Source organism: Gemmatimonadales bacterium, assembly GCA_036279355.1.
GTDB lineage: Bacteria > Gemmatimonadota > Gemmatimonadetes > Gemmatimonadales > GWC2-71-9 > DASQPE01.
Genome location: DASUJH010000040.1, coordinates 24028 through 41117, shown reverse-complemented (window position 1 = coordinate 41117; position 17090 = coordinate 24028). Strand labels below are relative to the sequence as shown.

Below are 17090 nucleotides of genomic sequence, written 5' to 3'. Positions count from 1 at the left end.
TCTAGTATCGCCGCGGGTGACACGGCGGGCAAGGGGCGCGCACCGCGCCCGCGCTGATCGGACCCGCGCCGCGGAATAACGATGACGATGCCACGGCACGCGCACGGTACCATCGTTCCATGCGACGTGGCACCACGCTCATCGAGCTGCTCATCGTGCTCGCGATGATCGGCACCCTCACCGCCATCGCCGTTCCCCGCACCGCGGATCTCCTGGCCGGGGTCGCGGTGGAGGGCGCGGCCCAGCGGCTCGCGGCCGCGCACGCGGTGGCCCGCCTCACCGCGGTCATGCGCGGCGCGCCCACGTTCCTCATCGTGTCGCCCGAATCTCTCACGGTGTTCATCGTCCGCGGTGCTGACACGAGCGTCGCGTGGCGCGCGCCCGGTCCTGACGGGGACGGCGTCACCATCGTCGGCCCCTCGCGGCGCGTCGCCTTCGGCTCGAACGGCATCGCCCGCGGCGTCTCCAACGCCACATTCACCCTCACCCGCCGCCGCTCCGTGCGGCAGGTCGTCATCTCTCGGCTCGGCCGAGTTCGCATCGCGCGAGGAACACTGGAGAATTGAAAGGGGACCACGCGAAACCGCGGAATACCGGACGTCCGGGGGCCAGACGGCACCCCCGGCGGCCGGCCGGCCCGGAGGCCGTCACGGCTCCGGGTCGTCAGCGGGCCCGGAAGGCATGCGGATCAGGGCCGTGCGGGACTGTCGACTCAGCGGGCGTATGCGAACTGAAGATCGATGTGGACCACGATGTCCTCGTACATCCGCAGCGTACCGAACAGCTTCGAGAGGCCGCCGATGTGATAGTCCTTGAGATTGACCGGAAGTGTACCGCGCACCCGCGCTCCGTCCGGCCCGAGCGTCACGGCGCCCGGAATCTCCATGTCGCGCGTCACGCCGTGCAGCGTGAGGCGGCCCTTGAGCCGGACCGGCACGCTGTCGGCGCCGGCGGCGCTGTCGGGTGCCGCGGCCGTCTCCACCGCGCCAAGCTCGAACCGCATGGTCGGAAACTTCTGCGTCTCCATCGACTTGTTGAGATCGCGGTCCCGCCGTCCGTTGCCCGTCGTGAGGCTCGCCGCCGGCGCCTCCACCCACCCGCGCACGGCCGAAAGGTCGGCGCCGCCCGTCATCTCGCCGCTCACCGTGCTGGTTTTCCCGGTGAAATCTCCGGCGGTGGCGCGGCCGTCGAAGCTCAAGGTGCCGCTCACCACTTTACCTGGCGGAATTGGCTGCTGCCCGGCCGCGAGCGCCGGCTCCGCCGCAAGCACGACGGCGAGATACAACGCTTGAACGCAATGCATCGATTCTCCTCACCCCTGCCGGCGGGTCCCGCCGTCGAGCCCGTACTTGCGGATCTTGTGCAAGAGCGTAGACCGCGAGATCCCAAGAATTATTGCCGCCTGTCTTCGATTGCCCGCCGTGTGTGCCAGCGTGCGCGCGATGTGCCCCCGCTCGACGGCCTCGAGCGAAACCGGCGCCAGCTCTGCCGCCGGCGCAATGGCCGCGCGCAACGCGTCGAAATCAAGGGCCGGCAGCTCGAGGGTCACCACCAACGCCCCGGCTTCGCCCGCACCGAACCCGTGCACGCCGGCCTCGCCCAGCGCCCCCGCGGCCGTCGGTGCGTCGCCCGTCTCGAACACCCTGCAGCCGCCCGCCCGCAGCAGCTCCGCCAGCGAGCGCCGCCGCTCGGTGTCATGATCCAGGAGTACGATGTGGACGGGGCCCATTTGCACAAGCTACCGCGAGGCGGGGCCGGCAGCCATCGGCGGCCGATGGCCGGCCGCCCCCGCGCGAGTTAACTTGGGCGCGCCCTACCCGCACATCCACCCGAACGCTCGAGTCGCCGCGATGCCCGAACCGCCGCAGCTCAAGCAACTCGCCCAGGGAGACCGGGTGCAGGACGCGCTGCTCGTGCTCGACGTCGAGCAGCGCACCTACGCCGCGGACAAGGAGTGCACCGTTCTCATTCTCGGCAACAGCACCGGCCGGATTTCCAGCGCGCCGTTCTGGGGCGCCGAGCAGGCCTGCGTGGCGGGCATTTCGCGGGGCGACGTCGTGCAGGTGATCGGCGAGGTCGGCACGTATCGCGGCAAGCGCCAGCTCGACGTGAGCTCCATCCGCGTGCTGCCGAAGGACGGCGTAGACCTGCGCGCGCTCCTGCCGTCGGTGGGAGATATTTCCCGCTACTGGGATCCGCTCGACAAGTGGCGCGGCGAGGTCCGCGCGCCGCGCCTCCGCGCCACGCTCGCGCTCTTCTATGAAGATCCCGACTTCCGCCGCCGCTACGAAGAGTGTCCCGCCAGTCTGAGCGGACATCATGCCGAGCTGGGCGGCCTGCTCAAGCACACCTGCGAGGTGGCGGCCATCGGTCGCGCCATCGCCAAGGTCTCGCGTGCCGACGGCGATCTGGTGCTGGCCGGCGTGCTGCTGCACGACCTGGGCAAGCTCGAGTCGTATAGCTGGAATGGCTCGTTCGAGATGACCGAGTGCGGCTCGCTGCTCGGGCACGTCGTCCTGGGCGCGCTGATGCTGGAGCGCCGCATCCGCGACGAAAACCCTTCGCCGTGCACCGACCGCGAGCTGACGCTGCTGCTCCACCTCATCCTCTCACACCACGGCGAGCTGGAGCACGGTGCGCCGGTCGCGCCCATGACCCTCGAGGCCGAGGTCCTGCACTATGCCGACAACGCGAGCGCCAAGACGGCGAGCATGGCCGACGCGCTCGCCGATCCCGAAAACTTCTCAGGCGATGCGCTCGTGAGCGCGCGCCCGCTCTGGCAGCTGGAGCGGCGCCGCGCCTACCGCGGCCGCAGCGATTGGGGGTTGGTAGACTCGCGATAGGATCCAAAACGAAGCGGCCACCCAGTCGTGGCTGGGCGGCCGCTCCACACATGGATTGTTTCGATCCCCAGGCCGAATGGCCATCCTGCCCGGTTCATCCGTGCGGGCGCTGCGAGTCGGACAGGGTCGCGGACCTATCCTTCGCATGGCTCCCCGAGGCGCCGGATCGGAGAGGACGGAGCGCGCGACTGGCCGCGTCGAGCCGAAGTATACGGCGGCCGACAAGCCTCGCAAGTGCCTATGTTTCTTCGGGTTACCGCCTTTTGTCGCGGGTCGCTTGTGGACAGCTAAGCCAAGACCGGAGCAGCATCTGGCCGCTCCTCTCCACAGGTTGTGGAGATGTGCATTTCCGGTTTTCTACATCGTCCCACGCACTCGCTGGACTCACGATTCCAGCCCGACCTCGACGTAGCGGTGGCTCGCCTCGAGATCGGTGCCGCCGAAGAGGCATCCGGCCGAGCTCGCAGCAAACCACCCGGCGATGAGGCGGCGCGGCGCGTCCAGCTCCTGGATGATCGGGGGGAGCCAGCGCTTGAGGTGCCGAAGCTCGGGCGCGCGGCGGCCCAGGAGCGCGAGGAGCGCGCCGGTGCCGGAGGTGGCGCGAAGGAAGTGCGCCAGGCCGTGCGCCCGCTGGGTGAACTCGACCGCCTTGACGCCGGGCTCGTCGAACAGCACGGCACCCTCGAAAACGTCCATCGGCGGTGCGTCGAGCCGCGGCCCGAGGTACACGAAGCGGCGGCCCCCTTGCGCCTTGCGCTCGATCACGGCCGCCGCGGTTTCGCTGGTGAGCCGCGCGGCATGGAGCAGATCGTCATCCATCAGAATGCCGACGGCGCCCGTCCACTCGAGCGCAGCGAGCGCCGTTTCGACCGGGCACCCGAGCGCGTCGTCGAAGGCGAAGAGCCGCGGCGCCTCGCCTGCGCGCAGGATGAAATGCGACAGGCCTTCAGCCCGGTCGGTGAAGGTCCGCACAACCAGCGTTTGCGGTGTGGCCATGGGCCTAAGCTAATCGTCCGCCCGGCGCGGCGCACATGGCCCTGACGCCCGGAGCCGGCTAGCTTTGGGACACGATCGGGACACCGCGGAGCCGCCATGCGAGTCGAGTGGACCACCTACCCCTCGCCGGTCGGCGCGCTCACCGTCATCGAGTGTGACGAGGGACCGCTGGCCGTCGAGTTCCCCCCGCGCGCGGGCCGCATCCGCTGGGCGGTGCGGCTCCGCGCCGCGGTCCCCGAGCTGCACATCGTCCAGGGGCCCTGCCGCGCCAGCTCGGCGTTGCTCGACGCCTACTTTGCCGGCACCCCCCGCCCCTTCGCATTTCCCAAGTACCTGAGAAACTGGTTCGAGCTCTCGCCCGCGCAGATCGCCGTCTACAAGGCCCTCGTCCGCATCCGCTTCGGCGAGACCCGCTCGTACGACGACGTCGCGCGGTCGACCGGGTTGCATCCGCGCCAGATCGGCTGGCTCGTTTCAGCCAATCATCTCGCCATCCTCATCCCCTGCCACCGCGTGGTGGGAAAGGACGGAAGCCTGGTCGGCTATGGCGGTGGCCTCGCCACGAAGCGCTGGCTCCTGAGTCATGAGATCCGGGCGGCCGGGGTGGTGCTCCGCTAGCCCGGACCCCCTCGATATTGACAAAACCTCGGGCGGGCGGGAGCTTATCCTCATGTTCTGCGCGGTCCCTTCCGTCTAGACCTCGGTGGTACTCGCCGGCCGGAGCTTTCTCCGGACGGCGCTTTTTGTATGCCCGGCCACGAGGGCCGGGGGTTTCCCGGAGCCTTTGGGCTCCCCTGAAGAAGAGGTTGGCGCAATGGCGAAGGGCACGGTCAAGTGGTTCAACGATGCGAAAGGCTTCGGCTTCATCGCGCAGGACGGCGGCAAGGACGTTTTCGTGCACCACACGGCCATCGTGGCCGAGGGATTCCGATCGCTCGCCGAAGGCGACAACGTGGAGTTCGAGGTGGTGGAGGGCCCGAAGGGCCTGCAAGCCGCCAACGTGCGCAAGGTCTAGCGCCGCGCCGCGCCGATTCACCACGCAACCACCTTGAGGGGCCGCCTTGGGCGGCCCTTTTCTCCCATGCGCCTTTTCGGACGGCAGCTGTCGATCGCGCTCGGGTGTCTCACGTCGGCCGCCGCGCCGCTCGCCGCGCAAGGGCCGCCGCCGGCCGCGGACATTTCCGCTGCGGCGCCTGAGCGCACGGCCGGCGCGGCGGCGCCTGACACCGCTGCGCTCGAATTTCACGGCTTCCGCGCCAGTGAAACGCTCGCCGATCTCGCGGCTCACCTGCACGCCCTCGGCGGGACGTCGCTCCACTGCCGGCGTGCGCACGCCGACCGGCGTATCACGGAGTGTCGTGGCCGGCTCGCGGACTCGAGCTTCGGCGGCGCCGTGGACGTCTGGGTCTCGGCGGTGGACAGCGCGGTCAGCGTCCTCACGCTCTCCGGGAGCGTCGACCCAGCGCAGCTCGACGCGTGGCGCAGCGACCTCGAGGCGAGCTACGGCCGCGTCGGTGCCACGGTGCAAGGACCGCAATGGATGATGCAGTGGGTGCGGCGCGGACGGATGATCCGGCTCACATGGCGGCTGACGCAGGGTGCAAAGGTCGCCTCGGTGGCGCTGGTCGACGGCCGCGTGCTGGACGCGTGGGGGCGCGACCGCGCCCGCCGCTAGCGCCACGGCACGAGCGCCGCAGCATCACATCAGCGCAGCAACACCAGAAAGCTTCCATCGGTGTCTTCCAGCAGATAGTCGCGCACGACCTGTCCGCTCGCCTTGAGCTCGGCGAGCAGCGTGCGGGTGCGAGTGCGGATCGGCGCTCCGCCGCCGGAACGGCCGCGGCCCGTGATGAGGCGCACCACCGCTCCGGGCCGCGCCTTCGCCTGGCTTGCAAGAAAGTGCCGTGCGTTGGTCGCGGCCTCGAGCACCGTCTGGCCGTGCAGGTCGAACGTCGCCGCTGGCGGGCGGTCGGACCAGTCGAGCATTCCGCCTCCTTGGCCCATTGCTTGCTTAGGTTCGCGCGGGTAACCTTCGCCGTCCCCCAGATCACGACCTGAACCGACTCGTGCCCCAGCACCCACGGCGCTCCGCGCGCCGATTCCGCCGGGCTCTCGCGTGCGCCGCGCCCTTCCTCATGGCCGCGAGCGTCACCGCCGCCGCGTGCCGGCGCAACAGCGAACCCATCCTCATCGGGATTGCCGGTTCGCTCACCGACCCGGTCGGCGCGCCGATGCTGCGCGGCGCCGAGCTCGCCACCGAGGAGATCAACGCGCACGGCGGCATCGGCGGCCGGCCGATCGAGCTGGTGGCGCGGGACGACTTCGCCGACCCCGACTCGGCGGTGTTCGTCGCGTCCGACCTGTACAAGGCGGGCGTCGTGGCCGTGGTCGGCCACCTCTGGTCCGCCACCACGCTTGCCGCGGCACCGGTGTACAACGGTGGCGATAACCCGGTCGTGGCCATCTCGCCGTCGTCCTCGTCGCCCGATGTAAGCGCCGCCGGGCCGTACACCTTCCGGCTCTGCCCGAGCGACCTGGCGTACGGCGCCGCACTCGCCCGCTGGGCGCGCGATCGGCTCGGCTTCGAGCGCGGCGCCGTGCTCTACCTGGACGATGACTACGGCCGCGGCGTGCGGCGCACTTTCGTGCGCGACTTCACCCGCATGAAGGGGGAGGCCGTGAGCATCGATCCATATCTCGGCGACAGGCCCGATGTCGGCGTCTACCTCGACCGCGTCGCGAAGATGGGCCGCGCGCAGTTTCTGCTCGTCGCGGGCAACGAATCCGAAGCGGAGGAAGTTCTCCGCCAATCCGCCAAGCGCAAGCTTACCCTGCCGGTGCTCGGCGGCGACGGCCTCGAGGGCATCGAGGCGGCGGGCGCGCTGGCGGAAGGGGTGTACGTGTCGCAGGCCTATCTGCCGTCGCTGCCGAACCCGGCCAACCGGAGCTTCGTCGCTGCCTACCAGCACAAGTTTCCGAAGGACGGCCTTCCGAACCAGCCGGCCGCGGCGACCTACGATGCGATCTACCTGCTCCGCGACGCGATCTGGCGAGCCGGCACGAGTCGGGCGGCCATCCGTGCGGCGGTCGCCGCCATCGGCACGACCGCGCCCCCCTTCAACGGTGTCACCGGACGGATCGCGTTCGATTCGCTGGGTGACGTGCCGGACGCGGCCGTGCACCTCGCCGTGGTGCGGCACGGCGCCATGCTGCTCGCGGAGGGCCGGTGACCGTCCTCGGCAGCCTCGCGCGCCGCATCGGCGCGGGAATGTCGGTGTTGATCGCGCTCGTCTTCGCGCTCGCGGTGCTGGCGGTCGGCGCGATCCGCTCGCTCGACCGCTCGGTGAGCGAGGAGCTGGCGCTCCTCCTCCGCACGACGAGCCTGAGCAGCGCGCTGGTCAATTCGCTCACCGCGGAAATTCGCGGAGCTGAGGAGTACCTCGACCTGCCCTCGCCCGAGCAGCGGTTCGAGTTCGTGCGCCAGGGCGATTCGGCGTACGCCTACCAGCGGAGCTATCGCGACCTCCCCTCGCTCACCACCTCCGACCGCTACATCCTGAACCGCGTCGGCGCGCTGCAGGCGCGGCTCGAGGTGACGTACGCCCGCGCGCACGCGCTTACCGACTTGGGGCGCACCGAGGAGGCCCGCGCCCTCGCCGGTACGGCGCGCCCGATGGCCGACACCCTGGTGGGCGACGTGACCGCGCTGACGCTCGCACAGACGAACCGCTCGATGGCGCGCGCCGCCGAGCTCGAAGGGAGCGCCTCGCGGCGCGGGGCGCTGGTGTGGCTCATCTTTGCGCTCGCGCTCGCGGTAGCGTTCGTCACCCTGCTGTATACGCTGCGGTCGGTCAACGTGCCGCTCCGCCGGCTGGCCGGCGCCGCCGACCGGTTCGGGTCGGGCGACCTGCGCGCCGCCAAGCTCGGCGCCATGCCGGCCGAGCTTGCTCGCCTGGGCGACGCGATGGACGCGATGGCGAGCCGCCTCCGCAGCATCGTCGGGGCGGTCACGCGCGAGACCGACCAGATCACCGCGAGCGCAAGCGACTTCTCGGCCATGAGCGAGGAGCTGGCGTCGAGCAGCGGCGAGATCTCGACGGCGATGGTGCGGCTCACGACGAGCGCCGAGCAGCAGGTGGGCGGCATGCGCGACGCCGACGCGCTCCTCTCGACGCTGCGCGGCGCGGTCGGGAGCAACGCCGACGCTGCCGCAAGCGTCGTCAGTCTGGGCGAGCGGATTCGCGAGCTGGCCGCGCATCACCGCGCGAGTGTCGATGCCGCGGGCGCCACCCTGCTCGACGTGCGCGAGGTGGTGACGACCTCCGCGACGCAGGTGGAGCAGCTCGCGCAGCTGTCCGACTCGATCACCGACTTCATCGATCTCATCAAGCAGATCTCGTCGCAGACCAACCTGCTCGCGCTCAACGCGGCCATCGAGGCGGCGCGCGCCGGCGAGCATGGCCGCGGATTCGCCGTCGTGGCGGAAGAGGTCCGGCGCCTCGCCGATTCGAGCGCTGCGGCAGCCGAGGAGGTCACCCAGACCGTCGAGCTGATCCGCGACCGCATTCGGGAGGTTTCGGCGACGATGGCGGCCGGATCCGGCAAGGTGGGCGGGGTGGAAGACATCGCGTCGGGTGCGGCGCGGGGGCTCGAGGAGATCACCGTCGCCGTCGACGACGTGACCCGTGCCGCCGGCGATGTGGCCCGGCGGACCACGGAGAACCGGAAGCTGGTCGATGATTTGGGGAGCAAGACGGCCGAGGCGAGCCGCACGGCGGCGGAGCACGCCGCGATGGGTGAGGAGGTGACGGCGGCGGCGGAGGAACAGAGCGCCTCGACGGAACAGATCGCCTCGTCCGCCAGCGATCTGGTGCAAGGGGCTCAGCGACTCTCCGGGCTCATGGGCGACTTCAAGATCTGACTAGCGGCGCCGGCCGCTCTTTGCCGCCTTTTTGACCGTCTTTACCGTCCTCACGGGCTTCACCGCCTTCGCCTTGGCCCTTGCCTTCTGAGCCTTGGCGTGGGCCGCCGCGCGCTCGACCCGCTTCCGCTCGGCCTCCTGCACGTCGGCAAGCAGGCGGTCGCCCTCGTCCGCCGCGAGCAGCCCGCGCCGCACCGCATAGCGAACCAACTCCTCGGCATCGGCAAGCGCGAACTCACCGATCCGGGCGGCGGCGCGAATCGTGTTCACGAGCGCATCCGCCACCGGGCTCCGCAACACGTTTGCGATCCCCGGGAGGGTCTCGAGAAGGGTCGAGATCTGGGAACCGCCGAGCTCCGACGCCACTGGGCCTCCTTGGCCAAGCTCCGAGGCGGCAACGTATCACGGGTGAGTGGGGACGTCAAGCGGCGTATGGGTTGCTACTTCGCTACGACAAGCTCTCCCCGCATATCGTACGCCCGGTGGGGAACGCTGTAGAACACGTATCGGCCTGGCGGGAGCGGAGGCACAACGATCCGGTACTCGGCACCGTTGGCGGGGAGCACGGGACCGCTCAAGTCGCCGGACCGGTCCGGCATGGCGGCGTTGAGGGCCGCGTGGGCGTTGGGCGAGATGCCGGCCGGCTCGAAGGCAATGCTGTGCGGGGCGCCGCTCACCACCCGGAAACGGAGCACGTCGCCGACTCGGGCGGTCACCCGCTCCGGAACGAATCGGTGAAGCTGTTCGGATATCTCGACTTCGAGTCTCACCACGTGCACCGCTTGCGCGGTCAGAGCGCGCGGTGCGGCCACCCCGAGCCCGAGGGCAACGAGCAAGGCAAGGGCTGGCCGACCCGAGTTCGGGGCCATGGCACAGCCCGAATGTGCGTCAGACACTTTGCGTCGTCCTTCGGCTCGTTCTAGATTGGGCGTGGGTGGGATTTTGTCGTCCCCTGTTCACTGTTGTCCCACCGGAAGGGCCGACTGTGGGTCGTCGGGGAGTCAAGGAATATCGAGCACCTGAGGCGTTGATCTTGATCGCGGCCGATCGGGACCACAAGCCTCTGGTTTGCCCCTCGTGTAGTTCGGCGTCCATCGAGCGCATCCCTCCGCGGGATGCGGCAGACTCCGATCAGCATGGCGGCCGGGTGACGTTGCACTGCGGCTCGTGTGGTCGCACGGCGGTCTACATCGACCGCGGGCCGACCCGCGCGGCCACGGCCGACGCGTCGAGACCACGGCGTTAGCGCGGTCACGCCGCCTGCGTCACCGCGCTGACGCCCTGGCTCGGCGGATCACCGCGACGCGGTGCCGAGGGATCACTCAGGCACGGTAAAGAGGCGTCCCCAGCGAACCGCCGAAACGAACGGCAGCGAGCGCCAACTGGCCGGATCGTAGCTGAAGTACACCAGGAGCGGGCGCCCCCGCACATTTTCCCGCGGGAGGAAGCCCCAGTAGCGGCCGTCGTACGAGCTGTCCCGGTTGTCTCCCATCATGAAGAACGAATCGGCCGGCACCACGATCGGTCCCCAATCCTGCAGGTCGGGGCGATAGGTGGCCCGGTCGCGATTGACCAGGTGGGGCAACTGCCACGCGCGCATCTTGGCTCGCTCCGCCGCATCCTCCGAGCGCGTCGGATCGGTGTGGATCACGTACGGCTCGTCCACCTTCCGGCCATTGCGATAGAGCTCGCCGTTTTCCATCGAGAGCGTGTCGCCCGGCATGCCGACGAGCCGCTTCACGATCTTGAGCCCCGGTTCTTCCACCGAATCGAAAACCAGCACGTCGTTGCGTTCCGGCTCGCGCACGGCCGGCAGGTGCGCGTGCACCAGCGGCACCTCGGCGCCGTACAGCGCCTTGTTCACGAAGAGAAAGTCGCCGATGAGCAGCGTGTTCTCCATGCTCCCTGACGGGATCCGGAACGCTTCCACCAGGAAGGTGCGGAGCAGGAACCAGACGGCGAGCGCCACCACGATGGACTTGGTCCATTCCCAGAGCCAGGTCGCGAACGAGCGGCCGGGCGGAGTGGGCGTCGCGGTATAGGACGTTTCGTTGCGGGAGGACACGGTCATGTCGGCGGTACTCGATCTGCTTCAAAGGGATATTGGAATCGCGCGCCGGGAACGTTGGAGCTCCGGCGCGGCATCCTGAAAGATGCCCTCACGCGCAAACGGCCGCCAGCTTGTGCCGCACGTGCGCCACGCGCGCGCTCAGCCGAGCGCCGCGAGCACCTCGGCGGCGTGCCCCTCGGGCTTGACCTTTTCGAAGATGCGGGCGATCCGACCGTCGGGCCCGATCAGGAACGTCGTGCGCAGGATGCCCATGTAGGTCCGGCCGTACATCGACTTTTCGCCCCAGACTCCATACGCCTGCGCCACGTCGTGTTGCTCGTCGGCCAGAAGCGGGAACGGCAGCTCGTACTTTCGCTTGAACTTGTTGTGCGAGGCGACCCCATCCGGGGAAACGCCGAGCACCACGGCGCCGCGCTGCTGGACATCGCGCCAATGATCGCGGAATCCGCAGGCCTCGCGGGTGCAGCCGCTGGTGTCGTCCTTGGGATAGAAGTAGAGCACCACCGGCTTCCCGGCGAAATCGGCGAGCGACACCATCGAGCCGTTGTCGGCCGGCAGGGTGAAGTTGGGTGCCCCGTCGCCGGGGGCGAGCTTGGCGGCGGGCTTACGCGTAGGCACTACCGGGGTGCCTTGTCGGCAGCGCCCCGGCTCGGCGCCGCAGCGCTGTCCGCCGGAGTCACCACCTCCCGCTGAACCACCTGAGCGGCGACCGGCGCGCCCTCGAAGAGCCGTTCCTGTCCGCCCACGACCACCTGGTCGCCGGCGTCGACGCCGCTCCGCGCTTCGACGAACCCGGGCGTGCGCACGCCGAGCTCGACTTCGTGCCGCGTCGCCGTGCCGCCGCGCGCCACCCAGACGAACGTGGAGCCGTGGAGCGGGACCACCGCGTCCTCCGGAATCACGACCGCACCGGGCCGCACCGCGGTTGCGAGGCGCGCCTCGATGAACATGCCCGCCTGCAGCTCCCGCCTGGGATTCGGCACTTGCGCCTTCACCGTGATCGTGCGGGCCGGCAGCTGCACCACCGGATCGACGAAGTCCACGACGCCGCTGAACTCACGTCCCGGCAGCGCGGCCACCCGGAACGCGACGCGCTGTCCAATCCGGAGCTGGTCGGCATAGCGCTCGGGCACCTGGAAGGAGGCGCGCTCGGGATCGAAGGTCTGGAGCATCACGAGGCGCGAATCGGTCGTCAGGTAGTCGCCGAGGCTCACGAGCCGCCGGCCCGCGACGCCGGAGAACGGGGCGCGTACGGTCGTCCGGGTGAGCCGCAACGTCAGCAGATCGAGCTGGGCTTGCGTACTCCGCGCGGTGGCCTCCGCGCGTTCGAGATCCGCCTGGGACGAGGCGCGCTGCGCCATGAGGTCGCGGGTGCGCGCGAGGGCCTGCCGGGCGAGGTCGCGGTCGGCCTCGGCCCGCGCCACCTCCGCGCGGAGCTCCGCGTCATCCACCTTGAAGAGCGGCATCCCCCGGGTGACCTGGGCGCCTTCCCGCACTAGAATCGCCACGAGCCGCCCCTCGACATCCGGCCTGAGCTCGATCGACTGCACCGCTTCGATCTGCCCCGACGCCTCGATGGCGTCCACCACCGTGTCGGTGCGCGCGACGGCGATCTCGACCGGCATCGCGGGGGGGCCCCCGGCAGCAGCGCCTTTCGCACCGCCGCCCGCGCGGGACTCAGGCACCGCCTTGCCGCACGCAGACGCCGCGAGTGCGGCGGCGAGTGCCACGCCGAGTACTCTCTTCACTGGGCGCCCCCGCTCGGAAAGAGCCGGCGGCCGAGGATTACCTCGAGGCCGGCGAGCGCAAGCCGGGTGGCGTAGTTCGCCTGCACCAGATCGGCCTGCGCCTGGGTGAGACTGATCTGCGCGTCGAGCAGCTCCAGGATCGTGGTGGCGCCGGAGCGGTAACGCGCGTCCTGCACGCGGAAGTTTTCGGCCGCCGCTGCGAGGGCGCTGCGCGAGAGCGCGATCGTCGCCTGCGCCGTACCGTAGGCGTCGTATGCCTCGGTCACGTCGCGGCGCGCCCCGCGCTCCAGGTCCTCGCGAACCGCGCGCGAGACGTCGCGGTCGACCCGGGCAGCCGTGATCCCCGCTTCGCGGACGCCGAGATCCCATACCGGCAGGCTCACCGTGAGCGTGAGCGCCGAAACGTTCCGCGCCTTCGGGAAGAAGCGAGTGTCGAACGTGGTGTTCGTGCCCGAGAGCGTGAGCGTCGGCAGGTACTCGCCGCGACGCCCGCGCAGCACGGCGGCGGCAGCGCGCTCGTTGGCCCGCGCGGCGCGATACTGCGGCCCCTGCTGGAGCGCCTCCTGCACGGCAGCCGGCAGCGTCACCGGCAGCTCCGCCGGGGGGACCGTGTCAGCCGCTTCGGCCGCCACCGCGCCGCTCTCCCCCACCCTGCGGCCGAGCTGAAGCTGCGCCACCCTGAGCGCGGCCGATTGCCGCGTGAGGTCGATGCGCGCCCGGGTGACTTCCAGCACGAGCTGCAGCGAATCGGTCTGCACCGCCGCGCCGGAGATGACGCGGGCCCGGGCGACGGCGAGCTGCTCCTCGGCACGGCGCACCCGATCCGTCGCGACCGTGAGCAGCGCCTGATCGGCCAGCACGCCGTAGAAGTCGGACTCGACCAGGAACGCGGTGCGGAACCGCTGCTGCATCCCGGTGGACTGCGCGTTCTCGAGCTCGGCCGTCGTCGCGCGCAGGTCGGTGAGCTTGCGCACGCTCAGCAGCTCGTAGCGAGCCGTGAGCGTCGCGTTCACCGACGAGGCCGTCGGCTCGCCGGTGCCGATGTTGAAGAATTCCGTGGAGTAGCGCGTGGCGTCGAGCTCGGCAGTGAGCGCCGGCACTACGAACGCGAGCCGGGCCGCCTTGCGCCCCCATTCGGCGTTGTCGATCTGGCCGAGCGCGCGCACATAATCGGGGTCGAGGCGCGTGGCACGCCGGAGCGCGTCGGCCAGGGTGACCTGCGGGATCGAGTCCTGAGCCGAAGCTGCGATCGGCGCGGCGAGCGCGCCGCCCACGAGGGCCGCCGCGAACATCGCCCTCACTCCGCCTCCGCGGCGGCCGGCCGCGCGCCGGCGACGGGCCGGACGGCGCCCGCCCGCGCGCGCAGGCCGTCGAGCAGCACATAGACGACGGGCACCAGCAACAGCGTGAGCAGCGTGGAGACCAGCACGCCGCCGACGATGGCGTAACCCAGCGGGCGCCGGCTGGCCGACCCCGCGCCCAGGCCGAGCGCCACGGGCAAGGCGCCCATGATGGTTGCGACCGAGGTCATGAGGATGGGCCGGAGCCGGATGCGGCCGGCCTCGCGCACGGCCGCCGCGGCATCGAGCCCGCGCTCCTTGAGCTGGTTGGCGTACTCGACCAGCAGGATCGAGTTCTTGGTGACGAGGCCGATGAGCAGGATCATGCCGATCTGGCTGTACAGATTGATGGTGGACCCGGCCAGATAGAGGGTCACCAGCGCCCCGGTCACGGCGAGTGGCACCGCGAGCAGCACCGTGAACGGATGGATCAGCGACTCGAATTGTGAGGCGAGCACCATGAACACGACCAACAGCGCCAGGAGGAAGGCGAAGTAGAGCGCGCCGCCGCTCTCCTCCAGCTCGCGCGATTCCCCGGCGAGCGCCGTCGTGCTCCCCTTGGGCAGCACCTCGTTCGCCGCCCGGCGCAGCGAGTCGAGAGCCTCACCCAGTGTGAAGCCCGGGGCGAGGCTCGCGGTGAGCGTGAAGCTCCGCACCCGGTCGAAATGGTTCAGCGCCCGCGGTCCGACGCCCTCCTTGACGCTGGCCACCGCGTCGAGCTTGACCAGCGCATCGTCGCGGCCGCGCACATAGAGGCCGGTCATGTCGCTCGGCGTAGCCCGCTCCTTCGGCTCGAGCTGCACGATGACGTCGTACAGCTTGTTGTTGCGGGTAAAGGTGCTCACCCGCGTGCCGCCGAGCAGGGTCTGCAATGTGGTGGCGACGTCGCGCACCGGCACGCCCAGATCCTCGGCGCGGTCGCGGTCGAAGCTCACCGTGAGCTCCGGTTTGTTCACCCGGAGGTCGGTGTCCACGTTGATCAGGCCTTTGATGCCACGCGCCCGCGCCACGAAGCTGTCCGCCGCCGACGCAAGCAGGCCGAAATCCGGATGCTGCACCACGAACTGCACCGGACTGCCGAAGCCGAACGCCGGCGGGTTGCTCGCGAACGCCATCACGCCCGGTACGGCAAAGAACTGCGGCTGCACCTCGGCCAGGATGGCGTCGACCGAGCGCGTGCGCCGCGACCAGTCCTCGAGGTTGGTGAAGATGAGGCCGCGGCTCACGCCGTCGCCGACGTTGACGACGCTGAAGAAGCTCTCGACACCTTTCGTGCGGCCGAGGATGGCCTCGATCCGCCGCTGGTAGCCGTCGGTGTAGCCGAGCGACGAGCCCTCCGGCGCGATGATGAACGAGAGAAACCACCCGCGGTCCTCCGGCGGCACGAACTCGCGCTTGAGCGCGGCGAAGAGCGCCACGGCCAACCCCACCATCGCGAGCGCGCCGAGCACCACGGCGCCGCGCGCACGGAGCGCGCGGTCGAGCAGACGGGCATAGGTGTTGGCAAGCCGGTCGAATCCGTGCTCCAGCGCGCGGTAGATCCGGCCATGGCGCGCGGGCAGGCGGAGAATCTTGGCGCAGAGCATCGGCGTGAGCGTGAGCGCCACGAGGCCGGAGATAGCCACCGATCCGGCCACCGCGATGCCGAACTCGTTGAACAGCCGACCGGTGGATCCCTTGAGGAAGGCGAGCGGCGTGAACACCGCGATGAGCGAGATCGTCGTGGCCACCACGGCAAAGGCGATCTCGCGCGTTCCCTGCGTCGCCGCCTCTTCCGGCGATTCGCCCAGCTCCTCCTGGTGCCGGTAGGCGTTCTCCAGCACGATGATCGCGTCGTCCACCACGATGCCGATGGCGAGCGTGAGCGCGAGCAGCGTCAGGTTGTTAATGGAGAAGCCGAGGAAGTACATCACCGCGAACGTCGAGACGATCGACGCCGGGATGGCGAGGCCCGGGATGATCGTGGCCCGGAGGTTACGGAGGAACACGAAAATGATCACCACCACAAGCAGGCCCGCGATGAGGAGCGTATCCTCCGCCTCGCGGATCGAGCGCTTGACGAAGATCGCATCGTCGAACGCCACGTCCAGCTTGACGCCCGGCGGGAGCCCCTGCTGGATCGCGGGCAATGCGCGGCGGATCTCGTCGGAGACTTCGATGAGGTTTGCCTTCGATTGCCGGATGACGCCGATGGCTACCGACGGCGTCTGGTTGTAGCGGAGCGCGCTGCGATCGTCCTCGGCCCCGAGCTCGACCCGGCCCAGGTCCTTGAGCTTCACCAGCCGGCCGCCGGCGTTCGACACCGTGAGCTCGGCGAATTCTGCCGGCGACTTGAGCTCGCCCAGGGAGCGCACGGTAAACTCGCGGCGGTCCGACTCGATGCGTCCGGCGGGGATCTCGACGTTGCGGCTCCGGATGGCGCTCTCGACATCCTGCACCGTGAGCCCGCGTGCGGCCAGCTCCTCAGCCGAGAGCCAGACGCGCATCGAGAAGCGCCGCTCGCCGTAGATGCGTGCCTGGCCCACGCCCGGGAGTGTCTGCAGGCGCGCCTTGACCAGGCGGTCGGCAATGTCGCTGAGCTGCAGCAGGTCGTAGTTCGCGCCCGAAAGCGCGAGCCAGAAGAACGGGTTGGCGTCGGCCTGCTGCTTGGCCACCACCGGCTCGCGCACGTCTTCGGGAAGCCGGCCGCGCACCCGCGCGACTTTATCCCGGACGTCCTGGGCCGCCGCCTCGACCGGGCGGTCGAGGTTGAATTCGAGCGTGATGTTGCTGAACTGCTCTTCGCTCGAGCTCGTGAGGGTGCGGAGGCCCTCCACGGTGCTGAGCTCTTCCTCCAGGATGTCGGTCACGGCCGACTCGACCACCTGGGGGTTGGCCCCGGGGAGCTCGGTCGAGACCGAGACGATCGGCGGGTCCACGTCGGGGTACTCCCGCACGGAGAGCCGGGTGTACCCGATGACGCCGAACAGGACGAGCCCCGCGCTCACCATGCTGGCAAACACCGGGCGTCGGATCGACAGGTCGGAGATCTTCATCGTCGGCGCCGGGCGGTGAAGCCGTGAGCAGTCGTGAAGCCGATCGCGGGAGCGTCAGGAATCCTTGGGTGTACTACGCGCCGCTGGCCGGGGAGATTCAGCCGGCCCGCGTTTCGGGTTACATTGTCCCTCTCCA

General features: G+C 69.9%; 18 protein-coding genes. 7 read left to right on the top strand and 11 right to left on the bottom strand.

Translation table 11 applies throughout. The features are described 5' to 3' along the window. Positions 1–119: 119 nt before the first annotated feature. Positions 120–566, top strand: coding sequence for a GspH/FimT family pseudopilin (locus tag VFW66_10285; protein ID HEX5387078.1), 447 nt, complete (start codon positions 120–122; stop codon positions 564–566). A 146-nt stretch (positions 567–712) separates the two neighbouring features. Here the strand turns inward: VFW66_10285 and VFW66_10280 are convergent, their stop codons facing one another. After that, on the bottom strand, positions 713–1303 hold the full coding sequence (locus VFW66_10280) for a YceI family protein (protein HEX5387077.1): 591 nt from the start codon (positions 1301–1303) through the stop codon (positions 713–715). Between the two features lie 9 nt (positions 1304–1312). Then, positions 1313–1729, bottom strand: coding sequence for a helix-turn-helix domain-containing protein (locus VFW66_10275; GenBank protein ID HEX5387076.1), 417 nt, complete (start codon positions 1727–1729; stop codon positions 1313–1315). Positions 1730–1850: 121 nt separating this feature from the next. On the opposite strand from VFW66_10275, the gene VFW66_10270 reads away from it, so the two are divergent. Beyond that, on the top strand, positions 1851–2843 hold the full coding sequence (locus VFW66_10270) for an HD domain-containing protein (protein HEX5387075.1): 993 nt from the start codon (positions 1851–1853) through the stop codon (positions 2841–2843). 384 nt (positions 2844–3227) lie between these two features. Here the strand turns inward: VFW66_10270 and VFW66_10265 are convergent, their stop codons facing one another. Then, a complete protein-coding gene (locus tag VFW66_10265) occupies positions 3228–3839 on the bottom strand; it encodes a hypothetical protein (GenBank protein ID HEX5387074.1) in 612 nt (203 codons plus the stop codon). 96 nt (positions 3840–3935) lie between these two features. Between VFW66_10265 and VFW66_10260 the strand changes: the two genes are divergently transcribed. From VFW66_10260 to VFW66_10250, 3 genes are all read left to right on the top strand, one after another. Further along, positions 3936–4457: a methylated-DNA--[protein]-cysteine S-methyltransferase gene (locus VFW66_10260; GenBank protein HEX5387073.1), complete on the top strand. Its 522-nt coding sequence runs from the start codon at positions 3936–3938 to the stop codon at positions 4455–4457. A gap of 196 nt (positions 4458–4653) precedes the next feature. Beyond that, positions 4654–4854: a cold-shock protein gene (locus tag VFW66_10255; protein ID HEX5387072.1), complete on the top strand. Its 201-nt coding sequence runs from the start codon at positions 4654–4656 to the stop codon at positions 4852–4854. Between the two features lie 66 nt (positions 4855–4920). After that, positions 4921–5514 carry a hypothetical protein gene (locus VFW66_10250; protein ID HEX5387071.1) on the top strand — a complete coding sequence of 198 codons (594 nt, stop codon included), beginning with the start codon at positions 4921–4923 and terminating at the stop codon, positions 5512–5514. Positions 5515–5543: 29 nt separating this feature from the next. Here the strand turns inward: VFW66_10250 and VFW66_10245 are convergent, their stop codons facing one another. After that, a complete protein-coding gene (locus VFW66_10245) occupies positions 5544–5825 on the bottom strand; it encodes a Smr/MutS family protein (protein HEX5387070.1) in 282 nt (93 codons plus the stop codon). Positions 5826–5974: 149 nt separating this feature from the next. Between VFW66_10245 and VFW66_10240 the strand changes: the two genes are divergently transcribed. Both VFW66_10240 and VFW66_10235 read left to right on the top strand, forming a co-directional pair. Next, on the top strand, positions 5975–7069 hold the full coding sequence (locus VFW66_10240) for an ABC transporter substrate-binding protein (GenBank protein HEX5387069.1): 1095 nt from the start codon (positions 5975–5977) through the stop codon (positions 7067–7069). Continuing rightward, positions 7066–8760: a methyl-accepting chemotaxis protein gene (locus tag VFW66_10235; protein ID HEX5387068.1), complete on the top strand. Its 1695-nt coding sequence runs from the start codon at positions 7066–7068 to the stop codon at positions 8758–8760. Before VFW66_10240 ends, VFW66_10235 begins: the two co-directional genes overlap by 4 nt. On the opposite strand, the gene VFW66_10230 is transcribed toward VFW66_10235, so the two are convergent. The 7 genes from VFW66_10230 to VFW66_10200 form a co-directional block, all read right to left on the bottom strand. Continuing rightward, entirely contained in the window at positions 8761–9126 is a 366-nt protein-coding gene (locus VFW66_10230) for a hypothetical protein (protein ID HEX5387067.1), read from the bottom strand. Between the two features lie 74 nt (positions 9127–9200). After that, on the bottom strand, positions 9201–9533 hold the full coding sequence (locus VFW66_10225; GenBank protein HEX5387066.1) for a plastocyanin/azurin family copper-binding protein: 333 nt from the start codon (positions 9531–9533) through the stop codon (positions 9201–9203). A 545-nt stretch (positions 9534–10078) separates the two neighbouring features. Further along, positions 10079–10831: a signal peptidase I gene (gene lepB, locus VFW66_10220; protein HEX5387065.1), complete on the bottom strand. Its 753-nt coding sequence runs from the start codon at positions 10829–10831 to the stop codon at positions 10079–10081. A 138-nt stretch (positions 10832–10969) separates the two neighbouring features. Continuing rightward, positions 10970–11449: a thioredoxin-dependent thiol peroxidase gene (gene bcp / locus VFW66_10215; protein HEX5387064.1), complete on the bottom strand. Its 480-nt coding sequence runs from the start codon at positions 11447–11449 to the stop codon at positions 10970–10972. Then, positions 11449–12456 (bottom strand): efflux RND transporter periplasmic adaptor subunit, encoded by a 1008-nt coding sequence (locus VFW66_10210; GenBank protein HEX5387063.1) that lies wholly within the window; start codon positions 12454–12456, stop codon positions 11449–11451. The genes bcp and VFW66_10210 overlap by 1 nt, the downstream gene beginning before the upstream one ends. A 119-nt stretch (positions 12457–12575) precedes the next feature. Next, entirely contained in the window at positions 12576–13871 is a 1296-nt protein-coding gene (locus tag VFW66_10205) for a TolC family protein (GenBank protein HEX5387062.1), read from the bottom strand. Between the two features lie 5 nt (positions 13872–13876). Beyond that, the gene (locus VFW66_10200; GenBank protein ID HEX5387061.1) at positions 13877–16954 is read right to left on the bottom strand and encodes an efflux RND transporter permease subunit; all 3078 of its coding nucleotides are present in this window, start codon (positions 16952–16954) and stop codon (positions 13877–13879) included. Positions 16955–17090 lie beyond the last annotated feature (136 nt).